General features: G+C 67.2%; 11 protein-coding genes and 1 pseudogene. 3 read left to right on the top strand and 9 right to left on the bottom strand.

Annotated elements, in window-relative coordinates; all coding sequences use genetic code 11:
- Positions 1-72 precede the first annotated feature (72 nt).
- Positions 73-417 carry an HNH endonuclease gene (locus tag CWS39_RS08080; protein ID WP_102142383.1) on the top strand — a complete coding sequence of 115 codons (345 nt, stop codon included), beginning with the start codon at positions 73-75 and terminating at the stop codon, positions 415-417.
- Here the strand turns inward: CWS39_RS08080 and CWS39_RS08075 are convergent.
- The 3 genes from CWS39_RS08075 to CWS39_RS08065 are packed head-to-tail and all read right to left on the bottom strand — an operon-like array spanning position 414 to position 1,764.
- Complete coding sequence (locus CWS39_RS08075; RefSeq protein WP_102142382.1) at positions 414-893, bottom strand: DUF5130 domain-containing protein; 480 nt, start codon at positions 891-893, stop codon at positions 414-416. The two genes, CWS39_RS08080 and CWS39_RS08075, sit on opposite strands and share 4 nt — an antisense overlap.
- Positions 880-1,113, bottom strand: coding sequence for an aa3-type cytochrome oxidase subunit CtaJ (ctaJ, locus tag CWS39_RS08070; protein WP_102142381.1), 234 nt, complete (start codon positions 1,111-1,113; stop codon positions 880-882). Before ctaJ ends, CWS39_RS08075 begins: the two co-directional genes overlap by 14 nt.
- Before the next feature lie 24 nt (positions 1,114-1,137).
- Entirely contained in the window at positions 1,138-1,764 is a 627-nt protein-coding gene (locus CWS39_RS08065) for an HNH endonuclease (RefSeq protein WP_102142380.1), read from the bottom strand.
- 117 nt (positions 1,765-1,881) lie between these two features.
- Here CWS39_RS08065 and CWS39_RS08060 point away from each other — a divergent pair, with 117 nt between their 5' ends.
- Together CWS39_RS08060 and CWS39_RS08055 are read left to right on the top strand one after the other, a co-directional pair.
- On the top strand, positions 1,882-2,277 hold the full coding sequence (locus CWS39_RS08060; protein ID WP_102142379.1) for a globin: 396 nt from the start codon (positions 1,882-1,884) through the stop codon (positions 2,275-2,277).
- Positions 2,277-3,833 (top strand): glycoside hydrolase family 13 protein, encoded by a 1,557-nt coding sequence (locus CWS39_RS08055; RefSeq protein WP_199178006.1) that lies wholly within the window; start codon positions 2,277-2,279, stop codon positions 3,831-3,833. The genes CWS39_RS08060 and CWS39_RS08055 overlap by 1 nt, the downstream gene beginning before the upstream one ends.
- Positions 3,834-3,847: 14 nt before the next feature.
- Here the strand turns inward: CWS39_RS08055 and CWS39_RS08050 are convergent, their stop codons facing one another.
- The 6 genes and pseudogenes from CWS39_RS08050 to CWS39_RS08025 form a co-directional block, all read right to left on the bottom strand.
- Positions 3,848-4,501, bottom strand: coding sequence for a DUF8185 domain-containing protein (locus CWS39_RS08050; protein ID WP_102142377.1), 654 nt, complete (start codon positions 4,499-4,501; stop codon positions 3,848-3,850).
- Positions 4,498-4,911 (bottom strand): acyl-CoA thioesterase, encoded by a 414-nt coding sequence (locus CWS39_RS08045; RefSeq protein ID WP_102142376.1) that lies wholly within the window; start codon positions 4,909-4,911, stop codon positions 4,498-4,500. The genes CWS39_RS08050 and CWS39_RS08045 overlap by 4 nt, the downstream gene beginning before the upstream one ends.
- Complete coding sequence (locus CWS39_RS08040; protein ID WP_102142375.1) at positions 4,908-9,782, bottom strand: NAD-glutamate dehydrogenase; 4,875 nt, start codon at positions 9,780-9,782, stop codon at positions 4,908-4,910. The genes CWS39_RS08045 and CWS39_RS08040 overlap by 4 nt, the downstream gene beginning before the upstream one ends.
- A gap of 92 nt (positions 9,783-9,874) precedes the next feature.
- Positions 9,875-11,642: pseudogene (gene ettA, locus CWS39_RS08035) on the bottom strand (energy-dependent translational throttle protein EttA).
- Positions 11,643-11,744: 102 nt separating this feature from the next.
- Positions 11,745-12,218, bottom strand: a complete 474-nt coding sequence (locus CWS39_RS08030) for a single-stranded DNA-binding protein (protein ID WP_102142373.1) — start codon at positions 12,216-12,218, stop codon at positions 11,745-11,747.
- 242 nt (positions 12,219-12,460) lie between these two features.
- Positions 12,461-14,458 carry a bifunctional copper resistance protein CopD/cytochrome c oxidase assembly protein gene (locus CWS39_RS08025; protein ID WP_199178005.1) on the bottom strand — a complete coding sequence of 666 codons (1,998 nt, stop codon included), beginning with the start codon at positions 14,456-14,458 and terminating at the stop codon, positions 12,461-12,463.
- Between the last annotated feature and the right edge of the window lie 12 nt (positions 14,459-14,470).

The following is a 14,470-nucleotide window of genomic DNA, read 5'->3' as shown; positions in this document are numbered from 1 at the left end:
GGGCCGACACGCCGGCCGACACGCCGTGGCTGAGCAGCATTTTGCGCACGCTCGCGCGCATACGCTTGCTCGATGGCGAGTCGCACACGCACGGCACGGTATGCCCGCAGACGGAAACGCCGGCTCGGGCGCGTCGTCAACGACCTCACCGACGACCAATGGGCCGCCCTCAAGGCCGCCTGGAACGGCTGCGCCTACTGCGGCGCGACGGATGGCCCATTGCAACGCGACTGCGTCATGGCGATTTCACGGGGCGGCCGGTACACCGTCGACAACGTCGTGCCCGCCTGTACCGCCTGCAATGCGAGCAAGTGCAACGACGAGGTCACCGGCTGGATGCGGCGAAAGCGCCTCGACGAGCGCAGGTTCCTGCAGCGCTACGTCGAGATCCGCGCGGCCCTTACGACTGCCGACTAGCGCGGTGAGACGCCGGCGCTCAGCACGCGCACGGCGCTGATCAGTCCGTCCATCAGGTTGCCCTCGCGGAACGACGCCGCGGCCGCCGAGACTCCCAACGGGGCGGCTTCTTCGATGCCGCGACCCTTGACGTCTGCGCCGTAGACCACCTCGATCGCGCGCTGGTTCGGCGACACCGCGAGCAGCACCGCGTTATCGGGCGTGGGCACCTTGGCCAGGATTTCGCGGGCCGTCGCGGCGGTGTCCTCGCCCAGATCGCCGATGTACACGGCGAAGCGGGCCTTGGCCCCACGCGAGCCGTACGTCAGCGCATCGTCGAGCATCACCAGATCCTTTGTGGGGAACGGATAGTCGACCGACGGCTGACCGGGCTCGGTGACGCCCGAGACTCGGCCGCTGGAGGTGACCACGAAGCCCAGCGGCAACTCACCCCGCTCGAGCGTCGCGACTTCGGCTGTTGGGCTACCACTTGCCACTGGCGCCGCCTCCTACGGTCAACGGGTGCGAACCATGTCCGCCATGTCCATGATCGGCGGGCTCCTCGGACGCCCACAGGATCGGCGCGTGCGTCCAGGGCTCCGACAACGTGTACGTCGCCGGGTGCGGTCCCTTACGGCGGTAGATCAGTGCGATCAGTACCACCAGCACCAACAGCGGAACCCCTCCGAGGAGGGAATGGGTAAGTGCAGTGCTCACGTCGCAAACCGTACAACAGACGGCTTACGCCGCGCCCTCACCCAGGTATCGCGCCCACGCCGGGTCGAGTTCCTTGACGCTGGACAGCAGTCGCCAGTGCTGGCCCTTGGGCGGCACCGGCACCGACCGCAACGTCCAGCCCAGTTCCGCGAGCAACCGGTCGGCCTTGCGGTGATTGCACGTCGAGCAGGCGGCCACACAGTTCTCCCACGAGTGGTCCCCGCCGCGGCTGCGCGGCACCACATGGTCGACGGTGTCGGCCTTGCTGCCGCAGTAGGCGCAGCGGAACCGGTCGCGGTGCATCAGCGCCGCGCGCGTCATCGGGATGCGCGCCCGGTATGGCACCCGCACGTAGGACCGCAGCCGGATCACCGACGGCACCACGATCGCGCGGGTGGCCGAATGGATGACCGGGCCGTTCGGGTCGTCGTGCACAGCGTCGGCTTTGCCGCACATAAGCATGATGACCGCCCGGCGCATGGGCAGGGCGGTCAACGGTTCGTATGTGGAATTGAGGAGGAGGACCCGACGACGGCCCCAGATCGAGCCGTCGTGCGTGGTACTTGGCGGATGCCCGTCGACGCTGTGCAGCGCGCGCGACCGGGCATGCGTCACTGCCGGCCCGGACGAGCTCTTCTTGCGATGCGCCATACGTCCTCCGACGCACAGTCCACCATGGATTGCCGTCGATCGCACGACAATTCTTGTCGTGTTCGCTGGTCAGTCCCGTGAACGCGAGGTGACTCGCTGGGCTGACACAATGGAGCCGTGACGCAAGCGCAGCGCTCGTTCTACGACGAAGTCGGTGGTCACGACACGTTCCACGCCATCGTGTCGAGGTTCTACCAGCTGGTCAGAGAGGACGAAATCCTGCTTCCGCTGTATCCGCCGGACGAGCTCGACGACGCCGAAGAGCGGCTGCGGATGTTCCTCGAGCAATACTGGGGCGGCCCGCGGACCTACTCGGATCAGCGCGGGCATCCCCGGCTGCGGATGCGTCACGCCCCGTTCCGGATCGGCTACCTCGAGCGCGACGCCTGGCTGCGCTGCATGCACACCGCCGTCGCGGAGATCGACTCCGAAACCCTCGACGACGACCACCGCAAGGCGCTGCTGGACTACCTGGAGATGGCCGCGCATTCGATGGTCAACTCGCCGTTCTGATGTTCTGGTGGTCCCGTGCGGTGTTCTACCAGGTCTATCCCCGCTCGTTCTGCGACAGCAACGGTGACGGGGTCGGCGACCTGGACGGCGTCACCGCCAAGCTGGACTACCTGCAACGGTTGGGCGTCGACGCCATCTGGCTCAACCCGGTGACGGTGTCCCCGATGGCCGACCACGGCTACGACGTCGCCGACCCCCGTGACGTCGATCCGCTGTTCGGCGGGCTCGGCGCGCTGGACCGCCTGATCGACGCGGCGCATCGGCGCGACATCAAGATCACGATGGATCTGGTGCCCAACCACACCAGCTCGGCGCATCCGTGGTTTCAGGCCGCGCTGGCCGCCGGCCCCGGCAGCGACCAGCGTGAGCGCTACATCTTCCGCGACGGCACCGGGCCCGACGGCATCCACCCACCGAACAACTGGGTGTCGGTGTTCGGCGGACCGGCGTGGACGCGCGTCATCGAACCCGACGGCAACCCCGGCCAGTGGTATCTGCATCTGTTCGACGCCGAGCAACCCGACCTCAACTGGGACAACCCCGAGGTCTTCGACGACCTGGAGAAGACGCTGCGGTTCTGGCTGGAACGCGGGGTCGACGGGTTTCGCATCGACGTCGCACACGGTATGGCCAAGCCGCCGGGACTGCCCGACATGACGATCACCGACACCGCGCTGCTGCGCAACGACGACGACGATCCGCGCTTCAATCACGACGGCGTACACGAGATCCACCGCTATATCCGCTCGGTGCTCAACGACTACCCCGACGCGGTGGCGATCGGCGAGGTGTGGGTGCACGACAACGAACAGTTCGCCCGGTATCTGCGGCCCGACGAGCTGCATCTCGGCTTCAACTTCCGGTTGGTCAAGGCGATGTTCGACGCCGAGCAGATCCGCGATGCGATCGAGAACTCGTTGACCGCGGCCGCGATCGAAGGCGCGACGCCAACATGGACGCTGTCCAACCACGACGTCGACCGCGAGGTCACCCGTTACGGCGGCGGCGATGTGGGCCTTTCGCGGGCCCGCGCGATGGCGTTGGTGATGCTGGCCTTGCCCGGCGCGGTGTTCATCTACAACGGCGAAGAGCTCGGCCTGCCCAACGTCGACCTGCCCGACGAGGTGTTGCAGGACCCGGTGTGGGAGCGTTCCGGACACACCGAACGCGGTCGCGACGGCTGCCGGGTGCCGATCCCCTGGCACGGCGACGAGCCGCCGTTCGGCTTCTCGACGAACCCTGCTACCTGGTTGCCGATGCCGCCGGAGTGGGCTGCGGTGACGGTCGAGAAGCAGCTTGGTGCACCGGATTCGACGCTGTCGTTCTTTCTGCGGGCACTCGAATTGCGCCGCAACCGAGGCGAATTCGAGGGGTTCACCATCGAATGGCTGCCTACGCCTCCTGACACGCTGATGTTCCGGCTCGACGGCGGACTGGTGTGCGTGCTCAACGCCGGCGCCCCGCCGATACCGCTGCCTGCGGGCGAGTTGTTGTTGGCCAGCGGGGAGTTGGTCGACGGCATGCTCTCGCCGAATGCGGCCGCCTGGCTCGTCTAGGACTCCCCGCTAACCTAGGAAATCAGAGCCGCAGCGCCGCGGCGGCGGTACACCGAGCCGAACCGCGCATCGATCCGCAGCCACGCGGCGTGTGCCCGCACCCGGACCATCTCCTCGGCGGACACATCGTCGCCGGATTGCGGTAGGAAACCCATTGCGGTCAAAGCGAATACACACCGCATCGGAATACCGATGCCGACGCCCTCCGAACTCACCTCGACCACATCCTGGTCCAGCAGTGAGGCCGGCGGGCCGTGGGCGCTCGAATGTTCCTTGGCCAGCGCCACGCCGCGCTGCGCCAGGTCAAGGACCGCGCGCGCCGGCACGTCGTCGAGATGGACGAAGCCGGTCTCCGGTGGCAACGCGCCCCGCCACGCCGAATCCATCGCAAACCCCGGATCGACGAAGCCGGTGCTGTCCATCGCGGCGAGTCCCCGCGCCAGCACGTCACCGCCCGCGCACAGGTCGGCGGGCTTGATCCGGCCCGCAACCACCCGGCTGGCCAGCACGTCGAAACCCGTTGCCACCCAGGCGACCACCGCTCCGTCCGAACGTTCCTTCAAGCGGATGACGGCGGAGTCGTCGAGGCGCAACGCCCGATCGACGAACGTCGCAAGGTCCTCGCGGTGACCGGCGTCGAGCCAGAGACCGCGCTCCGGTTGGTTCATCGCATCCAGCGCTGCAAATATTCGCGCTGCTCAGCCGAAAGACGTTGCAGCCGTTGTTCTTCGATATGCACCGCCGCCAACTGGGTCTCGGCGATCACCGACGGCTTGGAATCGGGCGCCGCACTCACCGAGCGCACCTCGTAGCCCACCGTGAAATCGACGGCACGCACCCGCTTCGACCACATGGTCACCTGCAGCGGCGAGTCCACCAACCGCAGCTGTCCCTTGTACAGGATCTTCACCTCATGGATCAGCAGGCCGATCGTGGTGATGTCGGCCCCGAAAGGCTCGCGCAGGAACGGAATCCGGGCCTCTTCGAGGATGGTCACCATGGTGGCGTGGTTGATGTGCTGGTACATGTCGATGTCTGACCAGCGCACATGCACCGGCGCTACAAAACCTGCGCTCACCCAGTTGATCCCGTCCCACTCGTTCGTGTCATACTCCGGATTTGACGCGCCGCCACCGATAGCGTCGCCAAGTCGTGCTCTTCATCTTCGTAGATCTCGGTCAAGGTGCGGCGGGCACGCGCCACCCGCGCACTGTTGGTCGCCTCCCATTCGGCGATCTTCTCGTCGCCGCTCTCCTCCGGCTCACCCACCGCGAGCACGTCGAAGCACAGTGCCCGCAACGAACTGTAGATGTCCTCGCGAATCGCCAAGCGCGCCAACGAATGCCACCGGTCATCACGCGGCAGCCGGGACACCGCGGTGAGCAGTCCATCGGTGTTGAGATGGTCCATCAGCGCAAAATAGGTGTCGGCAACCTCGTCCGGTTCGCGGTCGGCGATGTCGGCGATGTCGATCACGTCGAGCAGACTGTACTGGTACAGCCCGGTCGCCACCATATAGGCCAAATCCTCGGGCACACCGTGCGAGCTGAATTCACCGGCCTCCTTGGCGACGATCGCCTTGTCGTCACCACGCAGCCACTCCGACATCCGCGGCGTGAGTGCGCCGACCTTCTTGGCGAATCGGTTGATCTCCGCCCCGACGGCCAGTGGCTGCGGACGGTAGTTGAGCAGCCAGCGTCCGGCCCGGTCGACGAGCCTGCGCAGATCCAACGTCATCCGATCGGTCACCGCCACCGGAACCCCGTTGGCCCCGGCCGCGCGGATCTGCCGCCACACCTCACCGATGCGGAAGATCGCATTGGTCGCGGCGTAACTGCGCACCGCATCGACCGGTCCGACGCCGACGTCTTCGGTGATCCGGTAGGCGTAGGTGATGCCGCTGGTGTCGACGAGATCATTGACGAGCATGGTGGTGACGATCTCCCGGCGCAGTTGATGCGATCGGATGTCACCGGTGAAGCGGTCACGCAGTTCGCTCGGGAAGTAGTAGGGCAGCCGGGATGCGAAAACTTCTTGGTCCGGCAACTCGCTGGCGAGCACCTCATCCTTCAGCGCCAGCTTCACATGTGCCATCAGGGTGGCCAGTTCGGGCGAGGTCAGGCCGAGGCCGGCTTCGCTGCGTCGGCGGATCTCCTTCTCCGACGGCAACGCCTCCAGTTCGCGGTTGAGGCCCCGCTCTTTGACGAAGTCCTTGATCATCCGGGCGTGTACGGGCAGCAGACTGGGGGCGTTGGCGCGGCTGGTGCCCATCAGATCGTTCTGATCCTCGTTGTCCTCCAGTACCAGCCGGCCGACCTCGTCGGTCATCGACATCAGCAGGTCGGTGCGCTCCTCGGCGCGCACCTTGCCCGCGGTCACCAGCGAGTCGATCAGGATCTTGATGTTGACCTCATGATCGGAGCAGTCCACGCCCGCGGAGTTGTCCAATGCGTCGGTGTTGATCCGCCCACCCGCCAGGTCGAACTCGATACGGCCGAGCGATGTCACACCCAGGTTGCCGCCTTCACCGATCACCTTGGCGCGCACCTGGTTTCCGTTCACCCGCACCGGGTCGTTGGCCCGGTCGCCGACGTCGGCGTCAGACTCGCTCTCCGCTTTGATGTAGGTGCCGATCCCGCCGTTCCACAGCAGATCGACGGGCGCCTTGAGCACCGCCTTGATCAGCGCCGGCGGCGTCATCTCCTCGGCGCTGTCCTCGATCCCCAGAGCCGTGCGCACCTGCGGGCTGATCGGAATCGCTTTCTGCTGCCGGCTGTACACGCCGCCGCCCTCGCTGATCAGCGCTCGGTCGTAGTCCTCCCAACTCGACCGGGGCAGTTCGAACAGCCGCTTGCGTTCCTGCCACGACGACGCCGCGTCGGGGTTGGGGTCGAGGAAGATGTGACGGTGGTCGAACGCGGCGATCAACCGGATGTGTTGGGACAACAACATTCCGTTGCCGAAGACGTCGCCGCTCATATCCCCGATGCCGACGACGGTGAAGTCTTCGGACTGGGTGTCGATCCCCATCTCACGGAAATGCCGCTTGACGGACTCCCACGCACCCTTGGCGGTGATGCCCATTGCCTTGTGGTCGTACCCCACCGAACCGCCGGAGGCGAACGCGTCGCCCAACCAGAACCCGTACGATTTGGCGACCTCGTTGGCGATGTCGGAGAAGGTGGCGGTGCCCTTGTCAGCGGCCACCACCAGGTAGGCGTCATCGCCGTCGCGACGCACGACGTCCTGGGGAGCCACGACGGCGCCGGTGGACTTGTCGACGTTGTCGGTGACGTCGAGCAGCCCGGCGATGAACAGCCGATAACACGCGACGCCCTCGTTGCGCTGCGAATCACGGTCTACCGCAGCGTCACCGGTGAGTTCAGGCGGCTGCTTGACGACGAAGCCGCCCTTCGCACCGACCGGGACGATCACCGCGTTCTTGACCGCTTGGGCCTTGACCAGGCCGAGGATCTCGGTGCGGAAGTCCTCCCGGCGGTCCGACCAGCGCAGCCCGCCGCGCGCAACATAGCCGAACCGCAGGTGCACGCCCTCCACCCGCGGCGAGTACACGAAGATCTCGAATTTGGGTCGCGGCAACGGCAGTTCGTTGATCAAACCCGGGTTCAGTTTGAGCGACAACACATTCTGCTGACGCGCCGACTCCGGCCGCTGCACAAAGTAGTTGGTGCGCAGGGTGGCCTGGATCATCGAGGCGAACGCGCGCAGCACCCGGTCGGTGTCGAGGCTCACCAGCGCGTCGATGTCAGCGGCGACCGCGGCGGCCGCGGCCTGAGCGTTCTCACGTTTGGAGGTGTCCGCGGGATTGAACAAGGCTTCGAACAGTTCGACCAGCGAGCGCGCGGTGCGGGGGTTGTCGTTGACCACCGACTCGATGTGGGACTGGCTGTAGGGGAAACCCGCCTGCCGCAAGTACTTTGCGTATGCGCGCAGCACCATCACCTGCTGCCAGGTGAGGCCCGCGCGCAGCACCAGCTCGTTGAACCGGTCGATCTCCGCCCGGCCGTGCCATATCGCGGTGACGGCGTCGGCGAAGCGTTCTGCGGTGGCCTCCCGCTCCGCCCCCGGCGGCGTGTCGGGAATGGTGTGGTGCGGCGAGATATTGAACTGGTAGATCCACACCGGCAGCCCGTCGGCACGGGTCACCGTGAACGGGCGCTCTTCGAGCACCACCACACCCATCGATTGCAGCATCGGCAGCAGTTGGCTCAGCGAGGCGGACCGCCCACCCAGGTACCAGGTGAGCTGCGCGATCTTGTCCTCGCGCCCCTCCGAGAACACCAACTTGACCGAATTGTCTTGCAGCTGTTGGATGATCGCAATGTCGTGGATCGCCTCAACCGGTGTGACGGCCTGCTTGTAGTCCTCCGGGAAGGCGGCGGCGTAGTGCTCGGCCATCGCCTGGTCGATCGATCCGGTCTTGACCGCGCCGATGAGCCGGTCGCCCCACGTTCGGGCCGCCTCGGTGAGCAGGTTCTGAATCCGGGTCTTGTTGTCGGCCGATACGTCGATGTCCCGGGGACGCGTGCCATCCGGCATGCGTACCGTGAAATGCACTGCTGCCCAAGGCGATTCGCTGACCCGGGCGGTGTACTCGATGCTGACGCCGCCGAGTTCGCGCACCAGGATGTCCTGCATCTGCAGCCGAACGGCCGTGGTGTAGCGGTCGCGCGGGAGGTAGACCATGCATGAGACGAAGTGCGCGAGCTGGTCGACGCGCATGAACAACAGCGTGCGGCGCCGCGAACCCAGGTCGACCACCGCCATCGCCATGTCCAGCAGCTCCCCCGCGCTGAGCGCAAACAGTTCCGACCGCGGAATGGTCTGGATGATGTCGAGCAGCAGCTGGCCGGGGTGGCTGGGATCGCGCTGAGCCATCGCGAGCGCCTCGGTGACGCGACGCGAGATCAACGGTATTTCAAGCACATTCGTGTTCATCGCGGCGACGCTGAACAACCCTACGAAGCGGTGCTCAACGGCCCCCGCGCCGGTCTGTTCGCGGACCACGACGATGTAGGGGTAGGCGCCGTAGCGCAGGTAGCTCGGGATGGTCGCCTGCGCCAGCACCAGCAGGTCGTCGCTCTTGGTGAGTTGCGGAAGCACGTCGGTGCGCAGTCGGAGCACGCCGAGCCGGCTGGCCGGGTCGACGGACGCTTGCCCGTCGCGGACCGAGCACCGCTGGTAGCCCAGGAGGATGAAATTGCCGTCGCCCAGCCACCGCAGGAGCGCGGCGACGTCCTTGCGGTCCGCGCTCGGGAAGTGGCCCTCCGGATCGGTCGCGAGGTCGTTGGCCAGGCCGTGCAGCGTCGCGGCCAGCGCGCCGCTGTCGAGAGAGACCTGCCGGGCATCGGCGAGGACTCCGGGTAGCAGCCGTTCGGCCTCCGCGACCGATTTGCGGTCCACCGACCTCGACAATTGGACGTGAATCCATGCCTCGTCGATTCCGTCACCGAAGGCGGCGTCCGACGGCGGCTGAACGTCCAGCAGTTCGCCGGTCGGCCCGCGGCGTACCCGGAACACCGGGTTCATGATCGACTTGTAGGCCACACCGAACCGGTGCAGCAGCACCGTCACCGAATCCATCAGCATCGGCGCGCGGTCGGTCACGATTTGCAGGGCCGGACCGAATCCGCCGGGATCGTCCTCGTCATAGACCGCCACCCGCGTCTCGCCGATCGCGCGCAATCGTCCCAGTCGGCAGTGGGCGGTGACCAGGTCCGCGGACACCGCCTGGCCTGCCGTCCGGATATCCACCGGCGCGGTGACCGCGGAGTCGGCGGCGGGTGCGTCGGCGTGCGGTCCGCGGTAGGTCGCGATGTAGGCCCTGGCCAACTTCGCCAGGGTGTCTTGTGACAGCGGTGTAGATGTGTCAGAGCCGGTGCTCGGTTTGGTCCGCTCTCCCCCGATGGCTCCCGGATTGACCGTCATCGCACCGCTCCTGCCTCACACCCGCGTACCGACGCTGGTACGCATGCGAGACATTATCGCCCCCCGAGTCGCAGCGCTCCTGCCCCGCAGGATCAGTCGCGTGTGAGCCTGCGGTGGGTCACCCTGTGCGGACGGGCCGCCTCGATTCCGAGCCGCGCCACCTTGTTCTCCTCGTAGGCCGCGAAGTTGCCCTCGAACCAGAACCACTTGGCCTCGTTGTCCTCGTCGCCCTCCCACGCGAGGATGTGGGTGCAGGTCCGGTCGAGGAACCAGCGGTCGTGGGAGATCACCACGGCGCAGCCCGGGAAATTCTCCAGCGCATTCTCCAGCGACGAGAGCGTCTCCACGTCGAGGTCGTTGGTCGGCTCGTCGAGCAGGATCAGGTTCCCGCCCTCCTTGAGAGTAAGTGCGAGATTGAGCCGGTTGCGCTCGCCGCCGGACAGGACGCCCGCGGGCTTCTGCTGGTCGGGTCCCTTGAACCCGAACGCCGAGACATATGCCCGCGACGGGATCTCGTTCTGGCCGACCTCGATGTAGTCCAGCCCGTCGGAGACCACCTGCCAGACTGTCTTCTTCGGGTCGATGCCGGCACGCGACTGGTCGACATAGCTGAGCTTGACCGTGTCGCCGATCCTCACCGTGCCGCTGTCGGGCTGCTCCAGGCCGACGATGGTCTTGAACAGCGTGGTCTTGCCGACACCGTTGGGACCGATGACGCCGACAATCCCGTTGCGGGGCAACGTGAACGACAGGTCCTTGATCAACTGCCGGCCTTCGAAACCCTTGTCCAGGTGCTCGACCTCGACGACGACGCTGCCCAGCCGCGGCCCGGTCGGGATCTGGATCTCCTCGAAGTCGAGCTTGCGCGTCTTCTCGGCCTCCGCCGCCATCTCCTCGTAGCGCTGCAGGCGGGCCTTGCTCTTGGCTTGGCGCGCCTTGGCGCCGGAGCGCACCCACGCCAGCTCGTCCTTCAGCCGCTTCTGCAGCTTGGCGTCCTTGCGGCCCTGCACCGCGATCCGGTCGGCCTTCTTCTCCAGGTAGGTCGAGTAATTGCCCTCGTACGGATACGCGCGGCCGCGGTCGAGCTCGAGGATCCACTCCGCGACGTTGTCCAGGAAGTAGCGGTCGTGCGTGACCGCCAGGATCGCGCCCTTGTATTCGGCGAGATGCTGCTCGAGCCACTGCACGCTCTCGGCGTCGAGGTGGTTGGTCGGCTCGTCGAGCAGCAGCAGGTCCGGCTTGGACAGCAGCAGCTTGCACAGCGCCACCCGGCGGCGTTCACCGCCCGACAGATGCGTGACGGGCTCGTCGGGCGGTGGGCAGCGCAGCGCGTCCATCGCCTGCTCCAGCTGCGAGTCCAGATCCCACGCGTCGGCGTGGTCCAGCTCCTCCTGCAGCCGGCCCATCTCCTCCATCAACTCGTCGGAGTAGTCGGTGGCCATCAGCTCGGCCACCTCGTTGAAGCGGTCGAGCTTGACCTTGATGTCGCCCATGCCCTCTTCGACGTTGCCCCGAACGGTCTTTTCCTCGTTCAACGGCGGTTCCTGCTGCAGGATGCCGACGGTGGCGCCGGGCTGCAGGAACGCATCGCCGTTGTTGGGCTGGTCCAAGCCGGCCATGATCCGCAAGACGCTCGACTTGCCTGCCCCGTTGGGGCCGACGACGCCGATTTTCGCGCCTGGAAGGAAGTTCAGGCTCACGTCGTCAAGAATCACCTTGTCGCCGNGACTTGCCTGCCCCGTTGGGGCCGACGACGCCGATTTTCGCGCCTGGAAGGAAGTTCAGGCTCACGTCGTCAAGAATCACCTTGTCGCCGTGCGCCTTGCGGACCTTCCGCATCGAATAGATGTAATCGGCCATGCCGTGGTGTTGCCTTTCCCAAAATGTTGACGTCGGGTGTTGCCCGCGGCCCATCCTAGGCGTGGCCACGTCGGCGGAGCCGACCAGAGCTACCTCCGCCGGCTAGGCGCTCAAAGGCAGCGCCTTTCCGTCGGCGACCTCATCGGCCTCGCCGGCCTCGCCGCCCTCGGACGCGTCGTCCTGGGTGTCTGCCGCATCCCCGCTGCCGGCGCCGGTCGCTTTCGGCCGGTCGATGGTGGCTATGCAGCGCGAGAGATCCGGCCCCACCGCGGTGGCCCGCACTTCCAGCGACGACCGTCGCACGCCTCCGCGATCGTCGTACTCGCTGGTGTACACATATCCAACAACGATAACCGGGTCTCCCTTCCCGAGCGAGGCGCCGACGCCCTTCACCAGCTTGCTGCCCCAGCAGTTGACTCCGACGTACAGCGAATTCCCGGGCTCCCACTGACCCTCGGCGGTGCGCCGTCGCGAATTGCTGGCCACCCGGAACTTGTAGACCTCCTGATCGCCGACGCGGCGGCGGATCGGGTCGGTGATGATGGTGCCGACCACGGTGAACGGTGTCTCAAACATTGCCAATTCCTCTCATTTGTCTCCGGTTGCGACGCGCGTCGCACCGCCATTGACCGCCGCAGCTCCGACAGAGCCGCTCGTTGGTGGCGCCTCGCCCGCAGAGGTTGTGGATGAACTGCGCACTGTGGATAACCGCGTACGCCCGCCCGTCGAGCTCGTCGAGATCTGCACCAGGGTCGTGCCGCTCGCCGCACAATCACAGCCCTCGCGCAGAATTCGGCGGTCGCCGGCTTTTGCTGGAGCTATCTCGTCGCGTCCCGTCGCGCCAGCTCGGCCAGCATCGCGTTGTAGGCGGCCAGCTCGGCGTCGTCGTCGCGCTCGGCGGCCCGGTCGAGCCGCTTGGCGGTGCGCCGGTCGCTGCGCGTCCACTGGATCAGCAGCGCGATCATCACCACGACGAGCGGGACTTCCCCTGCGGCCCAAGCGATTCCACCGCCCAGGCGCTGGTCGCCGAGCAGGTCGGTGTGCCAGGGCAGCTGCAGTGAGCGATAGAACGGCTCCCCCAGCACGGTCTGCATGCCCATCAGCACCACACCGAAGAATGCATGCAGCGGCAGCGAGGCGAACACCATCGCGACCTTGCCCAACTGCGGGATGGGCCGCGGCGTGGGATCGATGCCGATGACCACCCAGTAGAAGAGGTAGCCGGACAGCAGGAAATGCACGTTCATCAGCACGTGCGCGGCGTGGTTGCTCACCGCCGCGTCGAAGATGCCGCCGAAGTAGAGCCCGTAGAACCCCGCCACGAACAACACCGTCGCCACGATCGGATGGGTCAGAAACCTCGACACCCGCGAGTGCAGCGCGGCCAGCAGCCACTCCCGCGGCCCGGGCGGGGCGCCGCGTCCCGCGGTCGGCAGTGCCCGCAGCGCCAGGGTCACCGGCGCGCCGAGCACCAGCAGGATCGGCACCAGCATCGACAGCAGCATGTGGGCGACCATGTGCATGGAGAACATCGCCGGCATGTAGCGGCCCAGCCCCGAGGAGGTCGCGAACAGCAGCGCCGCACACCCCAGCAGCCAGCCCAGCGTCCGTCCCACCGGCCACGCGTCTCCGCGGCGGCGCAGCCGCCGCACCCCGGCCAGGTACAGTACCGCCATCACGATCGCGGCGGTGCCGAAGATCAGATCGAACCGCCAGTCGAACAGCACCCTCGCGAGGGTCGGCGGGCCGGCGAAGTCGTAGCCGATCGCGACCTCGGCGGCGCTCGGCTGCTCGGGCAGCGGCGGCGGCGGGGTGCGGCCCAGGCCCACGGCGATACCGAATGTCGCGCCGAACAGTGCCGCCTCGGCCAGTGCCAGTTGGATGAGCGGACGTCGGCCCGTCGGATCGGCCTGCAGGGCGGCGACCCCGCGGCGCCGCTGCGCCCAGCCGAGCACACCCAGCAGGCATAGCGCCACGAACTTGGCCACCACCAGCCAGCCGTACTCAGTGCGGACCAGGTCGACGGGTTCGATGCGCACCAGTGCGTTCACCACACCGCTGAGCGCCATCGCGACGAAGCACCACAACGCCAGCGCGGAGAACCGGCGCGCCGCCAGATCCGCACCCTCACCGCGTCGCAGAGCATGCACCAGCAGCGCGAGCAGGCCGCCCGCCCACAGCGCGGCCGCGACGAGGTGGATCAGCAGGCTGTTGGTGGCCAGATCGTGCGCACCGCCCGACGACGAGTGCCCGGTCAGGCCCAGCGGAACCAATGTGATGAGCGCGCCGCCGAACAGCAGCGGCGTCCACGACCAGCGCAGCACCGGCAGGCTGGCCACCGTGACCGCGGCCGCCAGCAACGCGGTCCAGCGCCAGGCGCCCGCGACGTCGATGAGGTTGGTGGCCGTCCACACGCCGCCCGGATCGAGGCCGCTCAGCGGCTGACCGGCGACGTCGGAGACGGTCAGCGGAACCAACAGCGCCGCGCAGACCGTCCACACCCCAGAGGCCGCGGTGCCCAGTCGCAGCGCGCGATAGCCGGCGGCGTCGAGCACCCCGTTGGACTGCGGCGGGACCAGAAACGCAGCGAATAGAAACGACCCGACGGCCACTACCGCGGCGATCTCGCCCGCCGCGCGGACGAACGGCAATCCATATGTCGTCACCGGGCCGGGGTCGGGCAATCCGGTCGCGGTCAGCGCGTCGGCCAGCGACAGGGCGCCGATGCCGGCCGCGATCGCGCCGGCCAACACGCCGACGCCGACGAGCACGGGCCACGCTGGCGTCGTACGCATCTTGGCGGCGGCGGTGGTCATCCTCCCAGCGTA

Source organism: Mycobacterium hubeiense (assembly GCF_002838065.1).
Classification (GTDB): Bacteria; Actinomycetota; Actinomycetes; order Mycobacteriales; family Mycobacteriaceae; genus Mycobacterium; species Mycobacterium hubeiense.
This window is presented reverse-complemented; position numbering and strand designations above follow the sequence as displayed.

What these genes read in the sequence shown, in the direction of transcription:
- CWS39_RS08080 (WP_102142383.1), top strand. Translation starts at nt 73, where the DNA reads ATGGCGAGTCGCACACGCACGGCACGGTATGCCCGCAGACGGAAACGC.
- CWS39_RS08065 (WP_102142380.1), bottom strand. Translation starts at nt 1,764, where the DNA reads ATGGCGCATCGCAAGAAGAGCTCGTCCGGGCCGGCAGTGACGCATGCC.
- CWS39_RS08055 (WP_199178006.1), top strand. Translation starts at nt 2,277, where the DNA reads ATGTTCTGGTGGTCCCGTGCGGTGTTCTACCAGGTCTATCCCCGCTCG.
- CWS39_RS08050 (WP_102142377.1), bottom strand. Translation starts at nt 4,501, where the DNA reads ATGAACCAACCGGAGCGCGGTCTCTGGCTCGACGCCGGTCACCGCGAG.
- CWS39_RS08040 (WP_102142375.1), bottom strand. Translation starts at nt 9,782, where the DNA reads ATGACGGTCAATCCGGGAGCCATCGGGGGAGAGCGGACCAAACCGAGC.
- CWS39_RS08030 (WP_102142373.1), bottom strand. Translation starts at nt 12,218, where the DNA reads ATGTTTGAGACACCGTTCACCGTGGTCGGCACCATCATCACCGACCCG.
- CWS39_RS08025 (WP_199178005.1), bottom strand. Translation starts at nt 14,458, where the DNA reads ATGACCACCGCCGCCGCCAAGATGCGTACGACGCCAGCGTGGCCCGTG.